The 21,668-nt window shown below is 70.8% G+C and carries 15 protein-coding genes, 2 tRNA genes and 1 pseudogene; 3 read left to right on the forward strand and 15 right to left on the reverse strand.

Going from position 1 to position 21,668, the window contains the following annotated elements; genetic code table 11:
- Window positions 1-16: 16 nt before the first annotated feature.
- The 9 genes and pseudogenes from ABTZ59_RS01410 to leuS form a co-directional block, all read right to left on the reverse strand.
- On the reverse strand, window positions 17-451 hold the full coding sequence (locus ABTZ59_RS01410; protein ID WP_351387896.1) for a hypothetical protein: 435 nt from the start codon (window positions 449-451) through the stop codon (window positions 17-19).
- Window positions 448-2,547, reverse strand: coding sequence for an integrase (locus tag ABTZ59_RS01415; protein WP_351387899.1), 2,100 nt, complete (start codon window positions 2,545-2,547; stop codon window positions 448-450). The genes ABTZ59_RS01410 and ABTZ59_RS01415 overlap by 4 nt, the downstream gene beginning before the upstream one ends.
- On the reverse strand, window positions 2,544-4,298 hold the full coding sequence (locus ABTZ59_RS01420) for a hypothetical protein (RefSeq protein WP_351387906.1): 1,755 nt from the start codon (window positions 4,296-4,298) through the stop codon (window positions 2,544-2,546). Before ABTZ59_RS01420 ends, ABTZ59_RS01415 begins: the two co-directional genes overlap by 4 nt.
- On the reverse strand, window positions 4,295-5,866 hold the full coding sequence (locus ABTZ59_RS01425; protein WP_351387912.1) for a site-specific integrase: 1,572 nt from the start codon (window positions 5,864-5,866) through the stop codon (window positions 4,295-4,297). Before ABTZ59_RS01425 ends, ABTZ59_RS01420 begins: the two co-directional genes overlap by 4 nt.
- A 20-nt stretch (window positions 5,867-5,886) precedes the next feature.
- A pseudogene (locus tag ABTZ59_RS01430) lies at window positions 5,887-7,653 on the reverse strand (ComEC/Rec2 family competence protein); the annotation flags it as partial.
- On the reverse strand, window positions 7,650-8,348 hold the full coding sequence (locus ABTZ59_RS01435) for a ComEA family DNA-binding protein (RefSeq protein ID WP_351387927.1): 699 nt from the start codon (window positions 8,346-8,348) through the stop codon (window positions 7,650-7,652). The gene ABTZ59_RS01435 and the pseudogene ABTZ59_RS01430, both read right to left, overlap by 4 nt.
- 655 nt (window positions 8,349-9,003) lie before the next feature.
- Window positions 9,004-9,849 carry a DegV family protein gene (locus ABTZ59_RS01440; RefSeq protein ID WP_351387931.1) on the reverse strand — a complete coding sequence of 282 codons (846 nt, stop codon included), beginning with the start codon at window positions 9,847-9,849 and terminating at the stop codon, window positions 9,004-9,006.
- Between the two features lie 236 nt (window positions 9,850-10,085).
- On the reverse strand, window positions 10,086-10,856 hold the full coding sequence (locus ABTZ59_RS01445; protein ID WP_351387934.1) for a hypothetical protein: 771 nt from the start codon (window positions 10,854-10,856) through the stop codon (window positions 10,086-10,088).
- 287 nt (window positions 10,857-11,143) lie between these two features.
- Window positions 11,144-14,044, reverse strand: a complete 2,901-nt coding sequence (gene leuS / locus ABTZ59_RS01450) for a leucine--tRNA ligase (RefSeq protein ID WP_351387937.1) — start codon at window positions 14,042-14,044, stop codon at window positions 11,144-11,146.
- 709 nt (window positions 14,045-14,753) lie between these two features.
- Here leuS and ABTZ59_RS01455 point away from each other — a divergent pair.
- Window positions 14,754-16,373, forward strand: a complete 1,620-nt coding sequence (locus tag ABTZ59_RS01455) for a ferric reductase-like transmembrane domain-containing protein (RefSeq protein ID WP_351387943.1) — start codon at window positions 14,754-14,756, stop codon at window positions 16,371-16,373.
- Window positions 16,370-17,965, forward strand: coding sequence for a ferredoxin (locus ABTZ59_RS01460; protein ID WP_351387948.1), 1,596 nt, complete (start codon window positions 16,370-16,372; stop codon window positions 17,963-17,965). The genes ABTZ59_RS01455 and ABTZ59_RS01460 overlap by 4 nt, the downstream gene beginning before the upstream one ends.
- 192 nt (window positions 17,966-18,157) lie before the next feature.
- On the opposite strand, the gene ABTZ59_RS01465 is transcribed toward ABTZ59_RS01460, so the two are convergent.
- Window positions 18,158-18,230: transfer RNA gene (locus tag ABTZ59_RS01465), tRNA-Ala, on the reverse strand.
- A 129-nt stretch (window positions 18,231-18,359) separates the two neighbouring features.
- On the opposite strand from ABTZ59_RS01465, the gene ABTZ59_RS01470 reads away from it, so the two are divergent.
- Window positions 18,360-19,589 carry a glycosyltransferase 87 family protein gene (locus tag ABTZ59_RS01470; RefSeq protein WP_351387951.1) on the forward strand — a complete coding sequence of 410 codons (1,230 nt, stop codon included), beginning with the start codon at window positions 18,360-18,362 and terminating at the stop codon, window positions 19,587-19,589.
- Here ABTZ59_RS01470 and ABTZ59_RS01475 read toward each other — a convergent pair.
- From ABTZ59_RS01475 to rsfS, 5 genes are all read right to left on the reverse strand, one after another.
- On the reverse strand, window positions 19,558-19,791 hold the full coding sequence (locus ABTZ59_RS01475; RefSeq protein WP_030352343.1) for a hypothetical protein: 234 nt from the start codon (window positions 19,789-19,791) through the stop codon (window positions 19,558-19,560). The genes ABTZ59_RS01470 and ABTZ59_RS01475 overlap by 32 nt on opposite strands.
- 3 nt (window positions 19,792-19,794) lie before the next feature.
- Complete coding sequence (locus tag ABTZ59_RS01480; protein ID WP_351387956.1) at window positions 19,795-19,959, reverse strand: hypothetical protein; 165 nt, start codon at window positions 19,957-19,959, stop codon at window positions 19,795-19,797.
- A 233-nt stretch (window positions 19,960-20,192) separates the two neighbouring features.
- A tRNA-Ala gene (locus ABTZ59_RS01485) sits at window positions 20,193-20,265 on the reverse strand.
- Window positions 20,266-20,359: 94 nt separating this feature from the next.
- Window positions 20,360-21,013, reverse strand: coding sequence for a histidine phosphatase family protein (locus ABTZ59_RS01490; protein WP_351388754.1), 654 nt, complete (start codon window positions 21,011-21,013; stop codon window positions 20,360-20,362).
- Window positions 21,010-21,471, reverse strand: a complete 462-nt coding sequence (gene rsfS, locus ABTZ59_RS01495; protein ID WP_351388760.1) for a ribosome silencing factor — start codon at window positions 21,469-21,471, stop codon at window positions 21,010-21,012. The genes ABTZ59_RS01490 and rsfS overlap by 4 nt, the downstream gene beginning before the upstream one ends.
- Window positions 21,472-21,668: the final 197 nt, after the last annotated feature.

A 21,668-nucleotide genomic window follows, 5' to 3' on the forward strand; every position in this document is an offset into this window, starting at 1 on the left:
CCTCAGTTCGCTCGCCTCAGAACGAGCGGCCTGGGGGGACACGCGGTCGGAGCTGTGTGGGCAGTGAGCGTACTTTGGAGTCGGGGGCGGCGAGTTGCTGACGCAAGTGCCGGTTCTCCATCTGCGCTTGGTGCAAGGCACCGACCAGGGCTTCGACATCGGCTCGCAGTGCCGCGAGTTCTTCGGCATCCGCCGCCCGCAGTTCCTTGAGCTTGGTGACCTGGCGGCGCAGTCGCTTCTCGCTGTCCGGCATGGCGCCGCGGGCGCGGACCTTGCCGTAGAAGTCGTTCTTCAGGTCCAGGTGGCGCTGGGTGAGCGCGTTGCGTGGCACCTGGGCCTCCTGGGCCAGGGCCACGATGGTCAAGGCACCGTTGGAATGCTCCGGGGCGCCGGCCAGGATCCGGTCCATGGCGGCGCGGATGCGGTCGCGTTCATCGGGAGCGGGGCTCATGACAGGTCCTCCTGGACGGTGACGCGGTTGCGGTAGTGCTCATCGGCGAGGGTGCGCAGACGGCCGGCGCGACGGCGGAACCGGTCGGCCAGCGGAACGGGAACGAATTCGGATCCGGCCTGCTTCTCCAACCTCTCGGCCAGAGCGAGAAGCTGGTCGGCATGGTGGTCGGTGCGCGAGATGTTCGCGCAGGACGGCTGGCAGCGGTCCAGGCTGGGGGCCTCCTGCTGGCCCTCCAGCCGGTGACACAGGGCCTTGTCACGGTTGTAGACACACATCAGGTAGCTGCCGGGGTTGTCGTAGACGGACAGTTGCGAGTTGTCCAAAATGTCTTGGGCGGTCCGCACGCTGATCACGGTGCCGATGAACTCCGGTGCGTGGGCGGCTGCGTTGATCGCGCGGCGGGCTGCTGGTCCGGAGATGCCGACTCCTTCGCTCAGGTCGGCGTTGAGTGTGGCCAGGGTGTCGACGGTCGCCCGGGCGGTTTCGATGTCGAGGAGGTCGTGAATGCCGTCGCGGCTGCGCGAGGCGTAGCCGGCGCTGACCACCGTGCGCATGTGGCCGTACTGGATCGCCAGCGCCACGAGGCCGCCGGGGCGTCGGGCGATGTGCCAGGCCAGGGTCCGTCTGAACCGTTCGGTGCCGATCGCACCGTGCGGATCGGCGGGGACGGTCTCATGCGGACGCTCCAGGCGCGTGGCCTGGTCAGACGCCCAGGTGGCAAAGTGCTCCATGCGCTCGCTCATCGTCGCGTAGGTGATGGACCCGGTGAACTTGCGCCGCAAGCGGAAGTCGTGGGCGTGTGCGTCGAACAGCAAGTCGCCCTCGGGGACGATCTGCTCCAGGACCCGGATGGCGCTGACCGCGGGGGCGATGGCGACCCACGGCATCTCGCGCAGCATCCCTTCGGACAGGTGGTTGCCGTCCTCATCGCGGGCGGTCTTGTAGACGTTTCCGTAGATCAGGTGCGGTCCCGAGTCCGGCTCGGGGCAGCATCCGCTCCGCAGGCTCAGTACCTCGCCCGGCCGCATGCCGGTCAGGTAGGCCAGCACGATGAAGCAGGCCGTGCCCAGGTGCCGCATCAACGAATCGACGTCGCCGAAGTCGATCGCCTTGGTCCACGGGGTGCCGTCGATACGGCCTTTGATCTTGAGTTTCAGCGGGCTGGGGCCGAGATTCGCGCGGGCGTACTCGCTGCGGTAGTCCCTCCTGAGCACCCTGTCGACCTGGCCCATGGAGGCGCCGGTCAGAGCGGAGATGTAGGGGATGCACTCCGTCCGCCCATGCGATTGGACCCAGCTGGGTATGGGCTCGCCTCGGTCGCGGCGGGCGTCGACGTAGTCCTTGATGCGGGCCAGGCCCAGCTTGTTGGTGACCGTGGCCTCGGCACGGGCGGTCATCTCCATGGCCTTCTCCCAGGCACTCATGATGTCCTCGGCGAAGTCGTCGACGACCCGCAGGGCCCAGATCAGCAGCGGTCCCATCGTGGCCGCCGTGATCGGCTCGGTCGCGTTCTCCCCGCGCGCGGTCGCCGCCGGCAGGAAGTCGTCGATCCCCTCCCAGTGCCACGGCGGTTCACCGATCCCCAGCGGCTGTGCGTCGTAGAAGTCGAAGGCCCATAGCCGCGAGATCGACGTCAGGAACGATCCCGCGTACTCGCGTGACTTCGGCGTGCGCAGGTTGTCGAGCGCGAACGCCCGCACGTCCTCCGTCGTGCACTGCGCGAGGGTGGTGATGTCCCGTTTGACCAGCCACTCGGCCAGGGCTCGCCAGCGCTGCACGGTGGCGTAGAGCTTGCCGGCGCTCTGACGGGTCCGCCAGGTAGGGGCACGGCCGACCAGGAAGTCGTCCGGCAGGGCCCGGTTGATCATCGACCAGGCCAGGTAGGTGAACTCCTCCCGCAGCGGCGCAGGGAAGGCGTCCAGGTGCAGTGCGTTCCGAGAAGCGCTCGGGTTCGCGTTGAGGGCGGACAGCGGCCAGACCATGTCGCTGTAGCGGGCGTTGGGGGCATTCGGGTTGACGATCAGGTCAGCAGCGATGACGGGCGTATCGGGGCCCGGGCGGTCAGGAACGTTTTCCAGGAGTGCGACGGTCACAGGTCGTAGAGTCCGTTCAGCAGGTCGCCGACGACCTCGCGGTCCTCGGCGGTGACATTGGCAAGGGCCCGGCGCCAAAGAGCGGGTCCCAGGCGCCTTTTGAGGTCGGACAGCCGAGCATGGGGCTCCGACCACTCCGCGTCCCAGACCGCCCGGGGCAGCACGTCCTCCAGTTCCCCAATGGCCCGGTGCAGGTGGGCCAGGCGGGCGTGATGGGCGGGGTGAACGCGGGCGTTGGGGCATGCGGTGCAGAGCAGAAACGATGCCCCGCAGCTGGCGCCGGGCCCGGTGATGGGGCTGTTCTCGTAGTCCGCACAGCCGTTGGTGGCGGCCTCCACCTCGCCGTCCTCGGGAGCGTCGGTGAGCTTGGCCGTGAACACGGTGCGGCGGGCGGACTCCAAGGCGTCCTCGGCGCCTGCTGCGATGACCGGGATGGCGGCCTGCTGGGCCTGCGGTTCGGGGATGACGTAGACGCTGTCGTGGGTGTCCTGGCTGTTCTGCCCCGGCTCGCGCCGGTGCACCACGTTCGCCGTCTTGCGGGTCCGGCGCATGACGCCGCCCCCGTCAGGGCCGAAATGGGTTCCGTAGTCGTCGAAGTCCGGCTTGGTCAGGCCCAGGCCGAAGGGGCCCTCCCTGATCAGTGCCTCGTTGGTGTCCTGCCACTGGCGTGGGCGGGTTTCGTGCCAGATCAGAAACCTGTCGGCGGTGCAGCCCACGGACGCCAGGTAGGCGCGGGCCGGGGCGGTGGCCTCCAGGGCCTCGGTGATCAGACGACCGGGCGAATCGGCGCCGAAGTCGGCGAGGTTGCGGGTCTCGAAGTGGTCGGCCTCGCCCTTGCGCCGCTTCTCCAACTCCATCCGGTAGACCGGAAAGCGGCCTTCGCCCGAGTCCGGCGTCGCCCTGGGCGTGCGCATCTCGCCGACCGTGGTGGCGTTCAGGCCGTGCTCCGCGGCGAGCAAGACCCCCAGCGCGGTGGCCTCCCGGCGGGAGAGGTAAAGGCGCCTCCAGGTGTAAATGGCGCCGTCACCGCCCATGGCCTTCGAGTAGCGGAAGACCGGACGCATCCGGTTGTCACTTCGTTTGTAGCGGGGTATGTGGCCGGTGCGGGCGAGGCAGTCCAGCCCCTCACCGATCAGCCATTTCTGCAGGTCCTGGTGTTCGATGGCGCCTGAGCGCCAGGACTCCAGCAACTGGACGTTCTCCCGGATCCTCAGCAGCGCAGAGCGGAACATCTGCCGGGCCGAGCGGCGGACCTCCTCGAACTCGTCGGGGGCGAAGGCATGTTCCTCGACCTTCACCCGAGGCACCCGCTTGGCCATAGCCGCCCGGACCGGCTGTGCAAGGCGCGGGTCCAGCTGAAGAAAGCCCGCCACCGAGGTGATCTGGACGTACCCCATCTGCGTCTGCGGTCGGCTCAGCCGCCAGGCCATCCAGGTCGCGGCCGTCAAGCCCGCCATGTCGTCCGGCTGTTGATCGGTCTCGGTCAGGTACTCGCCGAAGCCTCTCAGCAGCCGCCAGATGTGGACGGAGGTGTCGTGACTGTCCCAGCCACCGCCGGGAGCGCACTTGGCCGCGAACAGCGCGGCCAAGGACCGCCTCATCGCGGGGGCGAACGACAACTCGGCGAAGTCGAACTCCTTGACGGTGCCCAACTTGCTGCGGTGACGCACCACCAGCCCGGAGGTGTCCAGGACCGTCGGCCGCTGGTGCCCGGCCTCGGGAAGAGCCGCCTTGCGGCCCCGCCGGCTCACGCCGTCTCCAGCAGCGTGTCGATGTCCTGGATGCCGTCGCTCTCCTCCGCGATGCGGGCCAGCAGCGAAGTGACCCGCGCATCTGACACGCTCAGGCCGCCTGCCTCCGCCTCCCGTGGTGCCGGGTCGGCCATCAGCGCCCGGATCTGCAGGTCCGAGACGGGAGCCAGGTAAATCTTGCGGGTCAGCTCGATGTCCCGGTGCCCCAGCAGGTCCTGCACCATGCGCCACGGATCGCCGTACAGAAGCCGGAAGTCCCGCCGCTCCTCGGGCGTGAGACCCATCCGCACATCCATGACGTGATGCAGCACCACCAGCATGTAGAGGGCAAACGAATGCCGGCACATGTGCGGCGTGCAAAACGGCGGCTCCGCCATCACCGGTCCCAGCACGTCCTCGCACCGGTCCGAAGCCGTACGGAAGACGTTCTCCCACGATTCCGGCTGGAACGGCAGGCCCTGCTCGTTCAGCCACAACCACAGCGGTTCCGGGCCTGCCGGGCCCTCGGTGAAGTACGTCATCCGCTCCTCCACCGGCGCGTCCGTCAGCGGCGTCTGCCCCACCACCCCGTCTCGGTCGACCCAGTGCAGGATCTTCTTGCGGCGCCCGGTGACCTTCGTGACCAGGCGCATCTCCTCCAGCGCCTCATAGCGGCCCATCGCCTGCGCACGCCGGATCACCCGGGCCCGAAGCGACTCCATGTAGCTCTCCACCTCGCCGACCACGGGCGATGCCACGTAGTAGGTGCGGGCTCGCCTGGACTTCGTCACCCGCTTCGCAAGCCGCCCCGTGTAGTAGCGCGCGCCTCCAAGTCGCAGCCGCGGCACCTCGATCGTCAGCAGCGACGCCCCCTCGGTCAGCCGCATCCCCGAGGAGAAGAGCAGATCGGCGAAGGCGACATTGCGGGCTTCCAGACGTCCCCGCCAGCCCGGCGACGGCAGGCCCTCCGCTGTATAGCCGCGCAGGCCGACGTCCACCCAGAGCCGGAACATCCGCGGCGTCAGCCAGTGCACATCACTGGACTTGGCCTCCTTCGCCCGGGCCTTCGGCGTCTGCACCACCTCCCCCTGGTAGCCGGCCACGGCATGCATCAAGATCGGGTTGCTCGCCATGTTCTCCGTGGCAACCGCCCACTTGTACAGGCGAGTCAGAGCAGCAAGGCTGCGGTTCCAACGTGCGGCGCCGACCTTCTGCGGGTTCCGTGGCGAGCGCGTACGCCAGTCCTCGAAGTCCCACAGATCATCGGCCGTGGCCTCGTCCCACACCTTGCCCCTGGCCCAAAGGAAGTCGAAGAAGATCACGTAGTCATCGCTGTAATTCCGCTTGGTCTCAGCCGCCAGCCGGGCAAACGATGACCGGCACAGAAACAGACTCAGCAATTCATCAATTTGAAAGTCGGGCGACAAAAGGATCGGATCCCCCGCGTGGATTCCCGAGCGGTCCTCCCGATCGGCCAGATTCTCCAAACCCGCCAAAACGGGCACCCGCTGCGGATCGACAGTACGGGCCCTCGGGACCCAGAAGACGCGCCAGCCAGTCACAATGCTCCCCTCCTGCTTCAGCTTCAACACGTCGATTCAACAGGGAAGACGGCGCACATCGCGAACGTCCATCCCGGCGGCGGCCATCCGGTGACGATCCGGGTGAGCGGCGGCGGCCGCAGGACCGTGAGCAGCAGGAGTACGGCGCAGACGGCGGCCGTCCAGGGATGGCGCGGGACACGCCGTAGGGCGAGCAGGACGAGGACCGTCGCCGCGGCGAGCAGCAGGCCACCGCGCCAGCCGCCGGGCCAGGCGACCTCCGCGCCCGGCAGGGCCGCGCCACCGCGCGCGACGGACGCGATCCACCCCGCCGGCCAGCCCGCGCCGTGGGCGAGCACCTCGGCCACTGGCATCGCCACGGGCGCCACGGCGAGCGCGGCGAAGCCCAGGACCGTGGCCGGGGCCACCGCCAGTTCGGCGAAGAGGTTGCAGGGGATCGCCACCAGCCCGACCCTGGCCGCGAACACCGCCACCACGGGCGCGCACACCGCCTGCGCCGCCCCGGCCGCGGCCAGCATCTCCGCGAGCCGTGGTGGCACCCCGCGCCGCGCCAGCGCCGCGCTCCACCGAGGCCCGATGGTGAGCAGGGCGCCGGTGGCCAGTACGGAGAGGAGGAAGCCGTAACTCCGGGCCAGCCAGGGATCGTAGAGCACCAGCAGCAGTACGGCGGCGGCCAGCGCGGGAAGCAGGGTCCTGCGGCGGCCGGTGCCGATGGCGAGGAGAGTGATCGCCCCGCAGGCGGCGGCCCGCAGCACACTGGGCTCCGGCCGGCAGACGACGACGAAGGCAAGCGTGAGCGCCCCTCCCAGCAGCGCCGTCGACCGCAGCGAGATCCCCAGACGCGGGGCGAGCCCACGCCGTTCGGCTCTGATGGCCAGCCCGGCAGGCCCGATCAGCAGCGCGAGCACAATCGTCAGATTGCTTCCGGAGACCGCCATCAGATGCAGCAGATCCGTTGCCGCGAACGCGTCGTGCAACTCCGGCGGGACGCGTGAGGTGTCGCCGACGACCAGCCCAGGCAGCAGGGCTCGGGCATCGGGCGGCAGCCCCTCCGTGGCCTCACGCAGCCCGGCACGCAGCTCTCCCGCCCCGCGCTGTACCGAGGTTGGCTCGCCGGTGACCAATGGCGGGACCGTGCCCTCCACACGTAACGCGGCGGCGTAGTGGTCGTCCTCACGGAGGGGAGGCGCGAGCTTCCCGGTCAGCCGCAGCCGCGTGGAGGGCAGCATCCGCTGCCAGGGGCCGGAGTGTTCACCGGGTGCGACGATCACCAGGACGGGCGTCCTGCCGGTGGTGGTCGCGCCCCGGGATGTCATCACCCGCGTGAGGTCCGCGTCCAGGACGAACCCACCACGCTCGGTCCGGTCGCCACGAACCCTGGGACGCGTGGGCCGGGGGTCGGAGGTCACCGTCAACTCCGCGGTGACGCGGGCGTACCGCTCCGCGAGGGCCGGTACGGGCCCCCGGTGCAGATCGGCGGCGTGCAGCCCGGCGGACGTCGCTCCGGCGGCGGCGCAGAGCAGCATCCCCGCGACGGCCACACCATTGAGCCTTCGCTTGAGACGGCGCTTGAGCCGTAACGTGAGTCGTCGCTCCGGCCCGGCACCGGGCCACACCAGCAGCAGACTCGCGGCGAGCAGACAGCCGAGGACACCAACGGCGGTCCAATGCCCCGGAGTTCCCAGCGCCAGGGCCGCCGCGCCCCACGCCGCCAGGGCGAGCGGGACAAGTCGGAGGTCGGCCGGTGCCTCCTGGCTGGGGTTGGCGGACCCCAGGCGGTGCCCGGCCGCCGTGTGAACCATCGCGCGCGTCATGGCCGTACCAGGGACTGGAGGTCCGCGAACCTGCGCTCCCCGATGCCGTTGACCTCACGCAGTTCATCGACGGACCGGAAACCGCCGTGCCTGCCGCGGTAGTCGATGATGTGCTGGGCGAGCACCGGACCGACCCCGGGGAGTGTGTCGAGCTGTTCCGGCGTGGCCGCGTTGAGGCTCACCGGCCTCGCGGCGGCCTGGGCACCGTCGGCCGTGCCCGCGCCGACACCCGCACCCTGTGCTCCGGGTGCTCCCGGTGGGGCGGGGCCGCCCACCAGGACCTGTTCGCCGTCCATCAGCACCCGCGCCCGGTTGAGCCCGGTCAGATCCGTGCCGGGCTTCGCTCCCCCGGCGGCACGCAGCGCGTCGGCGACCCGTGCCCCGGCGGGCAGCCGCAGGACTCCGGGCCGCCGCACCTTCCCGCTCACATCGACAACGACCCGAGCCGACAGCGACGGCGACGCCGAGAGTGAGGGTGGGGGCAGGGGCGGGGCCTGTGCCGGCGCCTCGGGGAGCACGGCCTCCGCGCCGACGTTCTCCGGAGCCTTGACGGTCCCCGGCCGGCCGCTCCAGAAGTGATGACCGGCCAGAATCACGCCCACCACCAGGACCACCACGAGCGCCGCGAGTGTCCGGGGCTCCAGACCGCATCTGAGCCGCACCCACAGGGGCAGCCGGTCGCACAGCGCGGTCACCGCCCAAGCGCGCCCACGCCCCGCTCGCGCGGCGCGCGGCGCCGAGGCCACCTCCGGCGCCACTGCCGCGTCCGTTCCACGCGTCGCGGTGGTGTCCCCGCTCCTCCCGGACACAGCATCGGCGAAGAGCGCTTCCGCGCGACGGCGCGCCTCCGTCCGAGCAGGGGGCGGGACGGGGATCGGGTCCGGAGCCACACCGTCCGCACCGCCCGGACGTGACAGCACCGTGCGCGGGCGCGGGCGCACTCGCGGGCGCACTCGCGGGCCGCCGGGGCGGCCATGACGCCCACGACGAGCGCGGCCGTCGGAGCCCGGGGCACGGCCGGGGCCGCTGGTGGCAGAGGCCACCGAGGCCGCAGAGGTCGCTGGGGCTACGGAGGCCACGGAGATCATGGATGCCGCATGGGTCGCTGAGGCTGCGGAGGCCGCTGAGGCTGTGGGGGCCCCGGAGGCCGCGGAGATCCCGGCGTTGACGGAGGTCACGGAGGTTACGGAACGTGTTCGGAGAGCCATGCCACAAGACGGTAGGCACATCCGCCCGACCTCGCTGAGCAGGCCGAATTCTCGTGGACAACAAGCGAGTTGTGGATAACTTGGTCACCCTTAGGAGTGGTCGCGCCCGCTCCGGAGAGTCACACAAACCTCGCCGTCCCGGTCAGCGCGGGGAGATCACAGCCCCCAGCAGCCCCGGCCCCGTATGCGCCCCGATCACCGCGCCCACCTCGCTGACATGCAGATCCATCAGCCCGGGCACCCGCTCACGCAGCCGCTCGGCCAGCGTCAATGCCCTTTCGGGTGCGGCCAAATGGTGCACGGCGATGTCCACCTCGCTCGCGCCCGCCCGTTCGGCGACGATCTCCTCCAGCCGCGCGATCGCCTTCGACGCCGTACGCACCTTCTCCAGCAGCTCGATACGCCCGCCGTCCAGCTGGAGCAGCGGCTTCACCGCGAGCGCGGAGCCCAGCAGCGCCTGGGCGGCGCCGATACGGCCGCCCCGCCGCAGATAGTCCAGCGTGTCCACATAGAAGTACGCGGAGGTCCCGGCGGCCCGTTTCTCGGCGGCGGCCACCGCCTCGTCGAGCGTGCCGCCCGCCTCGGCCGCCTCGGCCGCCGCCAGCGCGCAGAACCCGAGCGCCATCGCCACCATGCCGGTGTCCACCACCCGTACCGGCACGGGCGCGTCCTTCGCCGCGAGCACGGCGGCGTCGTAGGTCCCGGAGAACTCGGCCGACAGATGCAGGGAGACGATCCCGCTCGCACCGGCCTCCGCCGCCTCGCGGTACGCGGCGGCGAAGACATCGGGGCTCGGCCGTGACGTGGTCACGGAGCGTCGCTTCTGGAGCGCCACGGCGAGCGAACGGGCCGAGATCTCCGTGCCCTCTTCCAGCGCGCGGTCACCGAGCACGACGGTCAGCGGCACCGCCGTGATGCCGTGCCGCTCCATCGCCTGCGGCGGCAGGTAGGCCGTGGAATCGGTGATGATCGCGACATGGCGGGACATGAGCGGGAGGTTACCCGTCGTCGCCCCTGGTCGGCAGCCCGCCCCCATGTCAGTGATCGTTTCCGCCCCCGCACACGTCGTGATCCCGCCTCGGACCGTCGGCCCGTGGCCCCCGGACCGTCAAATCATCGTCTCCGACCGTCAAGTCATGGTCCCCGACCGTCATGGTTCCCGACCGTCGGGTCATAGTCCCCGACAGTCGCGCCATGGTCCCCGACCGTCATGGTCTTCGACCGTCACGTCGTGGTCTCGGGCCTGGTCTGCCCGGGCGACTTCTGCCAGGGGTACGTCTGCTGCCGCCGGGGATCGGGCGGCTCGATCGCTTCGGGCCCGCCCTGTCCGCCGGACGCGGGGCCTGCCCGCTCCGCACCCGCGGCCCCGGCTCCGGAGCCCTCCGGCTCCGGCCACACCATCGGCTCGCGCACCGGCTCCCGCGTCGGCTCACGCTCCGGCCGTTCCTCCGCCGTCGACCAGTGCCGCAGCGCCCCGGATTCCACATCGATCTGCGCGCTCAGCGACGACAGATCGTCCTCCGCGAACTTCCGCGCCCGGTCCCGCGCGGCCCAGCGCAGTGAGTCCGCCGCGTGCGTGATCCGTTCCGTACGCTCCCGCAGATCCGGGAGCCGCTCCGCGACCCTCACCCGGTCCGGGTCCCGCTCCAGCTGCCGCAGCTCGTCGTCCAGCTCATGGCCGTGCACGCTCAGCCGCTGGAAGAGCTCGATCGACTCCGCCAGCGAGGCGTCCTCGGCCACACCTGCCTGGAGCGCGTCCTGCGTGGCCCGCATCGAGGTCCGCAGCTTCAGCCGCAGCTGCGCCAGCTCCGCCGCCGCGCCCGTCTGACCGATGCTTCTGGCGCGCAGCGTGGTGTCCTCGACGGTCCGGCGGGCCTGCGAGATCGTACGGTCCACGCCCCGCTTGGCCGCGCGCACCGCCTTCACGCTCACAAACACTCCCAGCGCGACGAAGGCGACGAAGAGCAGCGCCACGATCAGGATCACGACGTCCATGGGCGCCCCTTCGCGTTCGGTCGTTCTCGGGAGCGGCTTTCCGCGTGCCGCTTCTTCCACCGTAAACGCAACAGGCAGGCCGGGGGTTCCGTAGGAAACCCCCAACCTGCCCGTAGGGGAAAGCCCTGTGCCCGCGAACGGCACCCCCGAAACGGCACCGGCCAAGAGGCACCGCCAAACGGCACCGGCCAAACGGCACCGGAGAAGCACCACCGGAGAAGCAGCACCGGAGAAGCAGCACCAAAGGGCGCCACCGACCGAGGTAACCGCCCGGGACCACCGAGGTGCTACGCGGGAACGATGTTCACCAGCTTCGGCGCCCGCACGATCACCTTCCGGATGCCCCCGCCGCCCAGCGCCGCGACCACCGCCGCGTCACCCAGCGCCAGCGCCTCCAGCTCCTCGTCCGAGATCGACGGGGAGACCTCCAGCCGCGCCTTGACCTTGCCCTTGATCTGCACCACGCAGGTCACGGACTCGTCGACCACATACGCCGGGTCCGCGACCGGGAAGTCCTGGTGGACGACCGAGTCGGAGTGGCCCAGCCTGCGCCACAGCTCCTCGGCGATATGCGGGGCCAGTGGCGCGATCAGCAGCACCAGCCGCTCGGCGACCGAGCGCGGGACGGGGCCGTCCGCCTTGGTCAGGTGGTTGTTCAGCTCGGTCACCTTCGCGATGGCCGTGTTGAACCGCAGCCCCGCCATGTCCTGCGAGACTCCGTCGATCGCCTTGTGCAGCGCGCGCAGCGTGTCCTCGTCGATGTCGGCTTCCGCGGTGTCCACGACGGTGGCCTCGCCGGTCGTCTCGTCCACCACATTGCGCCACAGCCGTTGCAACAGCCGGTACTGGCCGACGACCGCGCGGGTGTCCCACGGCCGCGAGACATCCAGCGGGCCCATGGCCATCTCGTACAGCCGCAGCGTGTCCGCGCCGTACTCGTCGCAGATCTCGTCCGGAGTGACCGCGTTCTTCAGGGACTTGCCCATCTTGCCCAGCACACGGCTGACCTTCGCGCCCTGGTACCAGTACGCGCCGTCCCGCTCCTCGACCTCGGCCGCCGGCACCGCGATGCCACGGCTGTCCCGGTAGACGAACGCCTGGATCATGCCCTGGTTGTACAGCCTGTGGAACGGCTCGACCGAGGAGATGTGCCCCAGGTCGAACAGCACCTTGGACCAGAAGCGCGCGTACAGCAGATGCAGTACGGCGTGCTCGGCACCGCCCACATACAGATCGACGCCGCCGTGCGGCTTCCCCTCCCGGGGGCCCATCCAGTACTGCTCGATGGCCGGGTCGACCAGCTTCTCGCTGTTGTGCGGGTCCAGGTAGCGCAGCTCGTACCAGCACGAACCGGCCCAGTTCGGCATGGTGTTGGTCTCCCGGCGGTAGCGCTTGACGCCCTCGCCCTGCCCCAGGTCCAGCTCGACATCGACCCAGTCCGCGTTCCGTGACAGCGGCGTCTCCGGCTGCGTGTCCGCGTCGTCCGGGTCAAACGTGCGTGGCGAGTAGTCGTCGACCTCCGGCAGTTCCAGCGGCAGCATCGACTCGGGCAGCGCGTGCGCCGTACCGTCCTCGTCGTAGACGATCGGGAACGGCTCGCCCCAGTACCGCTGACGGCTGAACAGCCAGTCGCGCAGCCGGAAGTTGACGGTCCCCTCACCGATACCGCGCGCGGCCAGCCACTCCGTGATCCGCGCCTTGGCCTCGGCGACGCCCAGACCGTCCAGCGAGATGTCCTCGCCCGTCGAGTTGATGAGACGCGCGTCGTACGAGGCGAACGCGTCGTCCCACTCCGCGGGGTCGGTGGAGCGGCCGTCCGAGGGTTCGACCACACAGCGCATCGGCAGCTCGAAGGCGCGCGCGAACGCGAAGTCACGGCTGTCGTGCGCCGGTACGGCCATGATCGCGCCCGTGCCGTATCCCATCAGCACATAGTCGGCGATGAAGACGGGTACGCGGTCGCCGCTGACCGGGTTGGTGGCGTACGCGCCGGTGAAGACACCGGTCTTGTCCTTCGCCTCGGCCTGCCGCTCGACGTCGGACTTCGACGCGGCCTGCTTGCGGTACGCGTCGACGGCCTCGGCGGGGGTGGCGTGGCCGCCCGTCCACACATCGTGCGTGCCCTCGGGCCAGGCGGCCGGCACGATCTTCTCGACCAGGTCGTGCTCCGGCGCCAGCACCATGTACGTGGCGCCGAACAGCGTGTCCTGACGCGTGGTGAAGACGGTGATCGCGTCCATGTGACCGTCGTCACCGACATGGACGGGGAAGTCGACGCGCGCGCCCTCGCTGCGCCCGATCCAGTTGCGCTGTTGCAGCTTGATGGCCTCGGGCCAGTCCAGCGCGTCCAGATCGTTCAGCAGCCGGTCCGCGTAGGCGGTGATCCGCATGTTCCACTGGCGCAGCTTCGCCTTGAACACAGGGAAGTTGCCGCGCTCGGAGCGGCCGTCCGCGGTGACTTCCTCATTGGCCAGGACGGTGCCCAGGCCGGGAGCCCAGTTGACGGGCGCGTCGGACGCGTACGCCAGCCGGTACTCGCCCAGGACGTCGGCGCGCTCGGCGGCGTTCAGCGCGCTCCAGGCGCGCCCGTCGGGCGTCGGGCGCTCCCCGCTCTCGAACAGCGCCACCAGCGTCTCGATCGGGCGCGCCTTGTCCGCGTCCTTGTCGTACCAGGAGTTGAAGATCTGTACGAAGATCCACTGGGTCCACTTGTAGTAGTCCGGGTCGATCGTCGCCACGGACCGGCGCTTGTCGTGGCCCAGACCCAGCCTGCGCAGCTGGACCCTCATGTTGTCCATGGCCGCCTCGGTCGACACACGGGGGTGCGTGCCGGTGGCGACCGCGTGCTGCTCGGCCGGCAGGCCGAAGGCGTCGAAACCCAGCGTGTGCAGCACGTTGTGACCGGTCATGCGCCGGTGGCGGGCGAACACGTCGGTGGCGATATAGCCCAGGGGATGACCGACGTGCAGACCCGTGCCCGACGGGTACGGGAACATGTCCATGATGAACTTCTCGGGCTTCGCGACCAGCTCGGGGTCGCCGGCCAGCTCACCCGTGGGGTTCGGCGCCTCGTACGTGCCCTCGGCGTCCCAGAAGTCCTGCCAGCGTGCCTCGATGTCGGCGGCCATGGCCGCCGTGTAGCGGTGCGGCGCCACCGGCTCAGCGGCAGCGGAATTCGTCTCGCTCATGTTCTCCGAAGCTCCATCGATCGTCTCTGCCAGCGGATTCGGCCGTGCCATTCGACGAATGGCGGCGCCGGTCGGTGAACGAAAAAGCCCCTCACGCAGGAGGGGACGCCACGCTGATTCCGACCGGATCTCTGTCATCCGTGTCCGTCGGGACTGATCAGCGCGGCCCGCTAAGCAGAAGGCGTACGGCACGCATGGCGTCAGGGTACCGCAGCGTCCGGACGGCCCGCACCGGCGTATCACGCGGGGCCGCCTCCCAGCGACGCCATGACCGGGGTCACCACTGCGGCCATGACCGGGGTCACAACCGGGGTCATGACTGGGGTCACGACCCCGGTCATGACTGAGGTCACGACCCGCGCGGTCACGGCCGAGGGCGCCCCGGAGGAGGAGAGTCCGGGGAGACGGCGGGGAGAGGAGGCGGACAGTCCGGGGAGGGCCTGCGCAGAACACGAGTGAGAGTGAGCGAAAGGGTTGACAGAAGGGCTTGACCGGGAAGCGGCGTTGGGCATGTCGCGGGCTCCCACGAGACCCCCGAGGCGAGCGCCGCACCCGGCTTACTCCGCGAATCAGCCCCTATCCGGGCAACCGCGCAGTCGGATAACTCACCTTGCCCCGGCTAAACCCGCAAACCCGGTACTGCCCGGTATGGCGCCACCTAGCATGCCGCCCACGGGACCGCTTTCCCGAGCCATTCGGAGTTGCCCCCATGAACCCTCAACGCAAGCCCAGTTCGTCGCTCAATCTGGATCCCGACAAGAGCAGGCAGATACAGGGCGGAGTATCCGTCGCCGCACTGGTACTGGTACCGCTACTCGCCGTCGCGGGAGGCGACGATTTCCGTGCCTTCCTCGATTTCGGCGCCGGTGTGCTGTCGCTGCTGTCCCTGTCCGGGGCCGTCGTCTGGGGCCTGATAGCCACCGACCGGTTGCTGCTCTCCCCACGGCACCGGCTGCTGGCTCAGGGCGTCCACCGGGCGACGGCGGTGGCCTCGCTCGGCTTTCTGCTGCTGCATGTCACCGTCAAGGTCTCCCTCGGACATGTGGCACTGATCGGCGCCCTCGTGCCGTTCGGCCTCGGTATCAACGGCGCCAACGGCCTCATCGGCTTCGGCTCGCTCGCCGGACTGCTGATGATCATCGCGGCCACGACCGGCGCGATGCGCAGCGCCTTCGCCCTCCCCGGCCGATTCGCGGGGCGCTGGCGGGCGGTGCACATGCTGGCCTATCCGGCCTGGTGCTTCGCTCTGGTGCACGGCCTCTTCGCGGGTCGCCCGGCGGCCACCTATGTCACCACGTTGTACTGCCTCACCCTGGTCGGGGTGGCCGCCGCCGTGTCCGTACGGCTCTTTCCACGCCCGCTCAAGCGCCGGATCGCCGACAAGATCGTGTCGCTGACCGGAGCGACCGTAACGACCGGACCGCACGGAACGAACAGCGTGAACGGCGCGAGCGGGGCCGCCCGTGAGACTGCCGCCACCGAGCCGCCCCGGCGCGATCTCGCCTCGGACCCGCTTCCGGGCGCGACGGGCCTTCCCCCGCGGCCCCGGTACGCGGGCCCCCTCCAGCGGGAGCCCGCCATGCCCGGCCCGTCGCCGGGATCGCCGCTCGCCCCGCCCCGTACGCCCCCGCGGCTCGCCGCCCCGTCCCCACCGCTGTACGAGGCTCCCCGGCCGCCGACCGATCCCTTCCCGGCCGTCGATCCCCTGGCCGACACCTTCGTCGCCCCCCGCGCCGATCCGGTGTCGGACACCGGTACGGGTATCTCCGCCGGCTACCGCGCGGTCTCGCTGGGGGCCGAGGCCACCACGCGTATGCCGGTACCGCCGCCCCCCGGAACGACAGGGGCCCCCGACGGAATACCGCTCGCCGAGCGCGTACCGATGACCGAGGAAATCCCGGTCGTCGCCGAGGAGCCCATGGGCGGGCCGGGCGGCTGGCCGGCCCCGTCCCCGCCACGGCCGGCGCAGGCCGTGACTCCGCCCCCGTCGACCCCCTACGACTCCGGCGCGATCCCCACCTACGACGCGAGAGCCGCCTCGGCCTACGGCCCGACGGGAGCGTCCCCGTACGGCGGCACCGACGCCTACGACACCGGCCCCGTCCCCCAGTACGACATCGGCTCGGTCCCCCGGTACGGCACCGGCTCCACCCCCGCCTACGACAGCGCGTCCTACAACAGCGAGCCCTATGCCGGGCGGACGTCGGCCTTCCCCGGACAGGACTCCCCCGCGCGGGACACGCCCGATCCCGCCGATCCACCGCCCGGTCCCCTCTATCCGCCCCCGGCCGGGGAACCCTGGCACGCACCCGCAGGAGACCGACCGTGAACACCCCGCTCCCCGATGTCCCCGAAGTCCGTGTCGTCGGCCTCCCCCAGCTGACCCAGGGATTCGATCTGGTCGAACGCCTCGATCTGCCGATGCATCTCAAGGTGCACGGCCCGCTGGAGCCGATGACCGGCGAGCGGCTGGCACAGCTCGCCGAGAACATCTCCCTGACCGGCCGAGGCGGCGCGGGCTTCCCCTTCGGGAAGAAACTGCGGGCGGTCGCCAAGGCCGCGATCCGCCGCGGTGTCCGGCCGGTCGTCGTGATCAACGGCAGCGAGGGCGAGCCCCCCTGCCGCAAGGACACCGTCCTGATCAACCGCGCCCCGCATCTCATACTCGACGGCGCACTGCTCGCCGCCGAGGCGCTCGGCGCCCGCACCCTCGTCGTCGCCGTCACCCGCAATTCCACCGAGGTCTCGATCCGCGCGGCCCTCGCCGAACGCGGACTGTCCGACCGGCGCGGCCAGCCGCTGCGCGCGCGGGTGATCCGTACCCCCGAGCGCATGGTCTCGGGCGAGGCCTCGTCCGTGATCCGGGCCATCGGCGGCGGGCCCGCCCTGCCGCCCGGCCGCCGCGAGCGCGCCGCCGAGTCCGGGGTGGCCGGTCTCCCGACGCTGCTGTCCAACGCCGAGACCTTCGCCCAGCTGGCCGTCGCCGCCCGTATCGGCGCCCGCCGTTACGGCCACACCGGTCTCGACAGCGAGCCGGGCACGGTCCTGCTCACCATCTCCGGCGCGGTCGCCCGTCCCATGGTGGTCGAGGCGCCGTCGGGGGTGCCGCTGCGGTACGTCCTCCAGATGGCCGGCGCCCCGCCAATGCCCCAGGGCGTGCTGACCGGTGGCTACCACGGCAACTGGATCGACGCGATGGCCGCCCATGAGGCCGTCATCTCCAAGGAGTCCTTCGCGTCCTTCGGCGGCGCGCTGGGCGCGGGCGCGATCCTGCCGATCGGTCCCGAGACCTGCCCGCTGGGTGAGGCGCTACGGGTCGCCAACTGGCTGGCGGCCGAGACGGCGGGGCAGTGCGGCCCCTGCAAGCTCGGGCTGCCCGCGGCCGCGGGCGGACTCTCCGATGTCATCAACGGCGGCGGCCAGGCCGCGCTGGAGGCGCTGCGCGCGGTGACCCAGGCGGTCAAGGGCCGGGGCGCCTGCAAGCACCCCGACGGCTCCGCGCGATTCTTCGCCTCCACCCTGTCGGCGTTCACCGACGACCTCGCCGCGCATGTGCTCGACGGTGGTTGCGGACGCGAGACGACGGGGGTGCTGCCGCTGCCGGGACCGGGCTACCAGGAGGCGGAGGAGTCCATTCCGAGCGGGGAGAAACTGGCGGTGGACTGGACGCTGTGCCAGGGCCACGGTCTCTGCGCGGACATCGTCCCCGAGCTGATCCGGATGGGACCCGACGGCTACCCGGCGCTCGCGGACGCGTCGGTTCCCATGCATCTGCGCGGGCGTGCGCAGCGCGCGGTGCGCCGCTGCCCCGCGCTCGCGCTCCGTATCGAGCAGCCCGCGCCGGTACGCACCGAGCGGTCCGCACGCGTGGCGCTGCCGCCCAGCGGTGGCCGCAAGGCCCTGGGACCCGGGCGCGGTTGAGGCATTCGGCCGACGGGTACCCATGACGGGCGCCCGTCGGCCCACGCCCCACAAGCACCCCACGCCCCACAGACACCCCATGAGGACACAGCACACAGACGAGAAGCGGGCCACCCGATCCGGGCGACCCGCTTCTCGTACTGCTGAACACCGCTGAATACTGCTGAATCCGCTGTGACAGCCGAATCGATGTGGAGCTAAGGAGAATTGAACTCCTGACCTCCTGCATGCCATGCAGGCGCTCTACCAACTGAGCTATAGCCCCTCGCGATGTGCCGCTCCGCAGGCTTTCCCCTCGGCGGCATCGCCAACATTACACGGTCCCTCCGGCTCACCACCAAATCGTTTCCGGTCTGAAGGGATAAGACCGATACGCCCGGTACTGTCGCCCTTCGTGACCGTCGCCATGCTCCTGCGGAGCACGCTCCGCAACCTCTCCGTCCGGCGCCCCCTCCTGCTCGCCGCCTCGGTCTGCCTGCTGTCCTTCGCCACGTTCTGGGCGGCGCAGCGCGCGGCCGGGGTCTCCATGATCGATCTGATGGTCTATCGGGCCGAGGGCCGTACCGTGCTGGACGGCCGGGACCTGTACGCGATGCGTGCGACATCCGTTCAACTTCCGGCGACCTACCCGCCGTTCGCCGCCCTGCTGTTCACCCCGCTCACGCTGCCGGGCGTTCCCGGACTGCGGGCGCTCGCCACCGCCGGGAACCTGCTGCTCCTGGTCGCTTTCGCCCAGCTCTCCCTGCGGCTCACGCTCCCCCCGGACCGGCTCCCGCGACCGTGGGTCACCGCGCTCTGGGTGGCCTCGGCCGCCGTCTGGTGCGAGCCGGTGTGGACGACCCTGCGCTACGGGCAGATCAATCTGCTGCTCGCGGTGGCGGTGATGTGGGACCTCACCCGCCCCGACGGCCACCGCTGGGCGGGCGCGGGCACCGGCCTCGCCGCCGCGATCAAGCTCACCCCGGCGCTCTTCGCGGTCCTGTTCCTGATCGTCGGGCTCGTACGGGCCGGGAGGGAAGGCTGGAATCCCTGGCTGCGGCGGTTCGCGACGGCCTCGGTGGTCTTCTGCGCGGCGACGCTGGCGGCCACCGCCGCCCTCCCCCGCGACTCGCTCCGCTTCTGGTCCACGGCCCTCTTCGAGACACACCGGGTGGGCAGCGCGGAGAACACCGCCAACCAGTCGCTGCGCGGGGTCCTCGCCCGGCTGCTGCACACCGGCGAGCCGGCGCTCTGGTGGACCGCCGCGGCCGGCGCGGTGGCGGTGCTCGGCCTCGCGTCGGCGGTCGCGGCCGCGCTGCGCGGGGAACGTGCCGCCGCGATGGCCGCCTGCGCGGCGACGGCTCTGCTGATCAGCCCGGTCTCCTGGTCGCACCACTGGGTGTGGTGCGTACCGATCGTGCTGTTCCTCGGCGCACGCGCCGGAGCGTGGTGGGCGCTCGCCGCGGCGCTGGCCTTCTGCTCGTACGCCCTGTGGTGGGTCCCGCACGGCGTCGGCCGCCCCGAACTGGCCCAGGGCGCCGCCGAGATGACGCTCTCCGCCCTCTACCCGCTGACGGCCGCCGCCCTGATCGGGTACGTGGCCGTGTCGGTGGTCAGGCCGTGGCGAACGAGTAGAACCGCTTGAGCGTGCAGTGCTCGTCGAGGAGCCGGCCGTAGATCGGCTCGCCCTCCAGCTCCCGGTAGGTCTCGATGGGGTCGCCCTTTATGATCAGCGCCCGCGCGCACTCCTCGCACCAGTACTGGTACTCGGGGTTGAGCGGATCCATGTCCCGGACGATCGGCGTACCACTGCCGCACCAGTCGCATTTACGCCTGTGTGCACCCATCACTCAGCTCCAGCTGTGGCCGCAGGCCGTGCACACGTAGGAAATTCCGCCATTGTCACCGAGCACTTGAGCCACCTGGGACGAGCCGCACGAAGGGCAGCTGAGGCCGGTGCGCGCCTCCGCCTCGGCGAGCGGTTCACCGGGTTCCTCGACGCTGCTGGCGGACATGTACGCGCTCCCTCCCCATGCGGTCCGTCGCCCCCCTCCGGCGGTCCGATTCTGCCACGCCGAGGACCGGGGAGCAGCCTGAAAAATCCTGCCTGTTAGGGCTTATACCGGACGCGGTGACCGCGAGCCGGGAACTCACGGGGCGAGGCGGACGGCGAGCGCGAGAACGAACGTCCCGAAACCAGAAATCCCGCCCCTTGCCAGGGACGGGATCCAGAGGATGTAACGGATTGTGGAGCTAAGGAGAATTGAACTCCTGACCTCCTGCATGCCATGCAGGCGCTCTACCAACTGAGCTATAGCCCCGCGTGTTCCCCGCGCTCAGCGCCGCGAACAAGAAGAACTTTAGCCTGCGACCAGCCGGAAAGTGAAATCCGGCCCCATCGCCGCCGGGGGTGGCTCAGTCGTCGTCACCGAGGACCGGTTCCGGGAGGGTTCCCGCGTTGTGCTCCAGCAGCCGCCAGCCGCGCGCGCCCTCGCCGAGGACGGACCAGCAGCAGTTCGAGAGCCCGCCGAGGCCTTCCCAGTGGTGAGCCTCCAGGCCCAGCAGATGGCCGATCGTGGTACGGATCGTGCCGCCATGGCTGACCACGACGAGCGTGCCGCCGTCGGGCAGCTTGTCGGCGTGCCGGAGGACGACGGGCGCGGCGCGCTCCGCCACCTCGGTCTCCAGCTCACCGCCGCCGCGCCGGACGGGCTCGCCGCGCTTCCACGCCGCGTACTGCCCGCCGAACCGTCCGATGATCTCTTCATGGGTCAGGCCCTGCCAGTCGCCCGCGAAGGTCTCGCGGAGCGCGGCGTCGTACGCGATGTCGTGTCCGGTGATCGCGGCCAGCTCACGGGCCGTGGCCGCGGCCCGCCGGAGGTCGGAGGCGACGATCGCGTCCGGCTTCAGGGAGGCCAGCAGCCGGGCGGCCCGGTGCGCCTGGGCGATACCGGTGTCGGTCAGCTCGATGTCCGTGGTGCCCTGGAAGCGGCGCTCCAGATTCCACGCCGTCTGGCCGTGCCGCCACAGGATGATGCGGCGGCCTCTGCCGCCCTTTCCGCCGTTCAGCTCAGCTCACCGTCACTGTCACCGAAGGCCCCCGCGCGCTCCCCGCCGTCGCCCGTCGACTCGGCGTGCTCCGCGGCCTTGCCCCGGGTCTTGACGGCGTCCTCGGGAAGCGGCAGTTCGGGGCAGTCCTTCCACAGGCGCTCCAGGGCGTAGAAGACCCGCTCCTCGCTGTGCTGCACATGCACGACGATGTCGACGTAGTCGAGGAGGATCCAGCGCGCGTCGCGGTCGCCCTCGCGGCGCACCGGCTTGGCGCCCAGCTCCTTCTGGAGCCGCTCCTCGATCTCGTCGACGATCGACTTGACCTGACGGTCGTTGGGCGCCGAGGCGAGCAGGAAGGCATCGGTGATCGACAGCACATCGCTGACGTCGTACGCGATGATGTCGTGCGCGAGCCGGTCGGCGGCCGCCTGGGCGGCGGCGTTGACGAGCTCGATGGAACGATCAGTAGCGGTCACAAGCAGGCTTCCGTCGGTGGTCATGGAGATACCAAGGATCTCACGGACCACCGACAGCCGGTGCGGCGCGGGAGCGGGCCTGACCACCCTCGTGGGAGCGGACCTGACCACCCTCGTGGGAGCGGGCCTCCGGCCGCCCTCGCGTGGGCGATGCCGGGCGCACGCCCGGCCCTGCCCCTGCCCCGCTCCCCCGCCGG

Source organism: Streptomyces sp. NPDC094034, assembly GCF_040303865.1.
GTDB lineage: Bacteria > Actinomycetota > Actinomycetes > Streptomycetales > Streptomycetaceae > Streptomyces.

Bases quoted from the DNA above. Each gene is read 5' to 3' on its own strand.
- ABTZ59_RS01410 (WP_351387896.1), bottom strand. From the start codon at position 451: ATGAGCCCCGCTCCCGATGAACGCGACCGCATCCGCGCCGCCATGGAC.
- ABTZ59_RS01440 (WP_351387931.1), bottom strand. From the start codon at position 9,849: ATGTCCCGCCATGTCGCGATCATCACCGATTCCACGGCCTACCTGCCG.
- ABTZ59_RS01445 (WP_351387934.1), bottom strand. From the start codon at position 10,856: ATGGACGTCGTGATCCTGATCGTGGCGCTGCTCTTCGTCGCCTTCGTC.
- leuS (WP_351387937.1), bottom strand. From the start codon at position 14,044: ATGAGCGAGACGAATTCCGCTGCCGCTGAGCCGGTGGCGCCGCACCGC.
- ABTZ59_RS01455 (WP_351387943.1), top strand. From the start codon at position 14,754: ATGAACCCTCAACGCAAGCCCAGTTCGTCGCTCAATCTGGATCCCGAC.
- ABTZ59_RS01475 (WP_030352343.1), bottom strand. From the start codon at position 19,791: ATGGGTGCACACAGGCGTAAATGCGACTGGTGCGGCAGTGGTACGCCG.
- ABTZ59_RS01480 (WP_351387956.1), bottom strand. From the start codon at position 19,959: ATGTCCGCCAGCAGCGTCGAGGAACCCGGTGAACCGCTCGCCGAGGCG.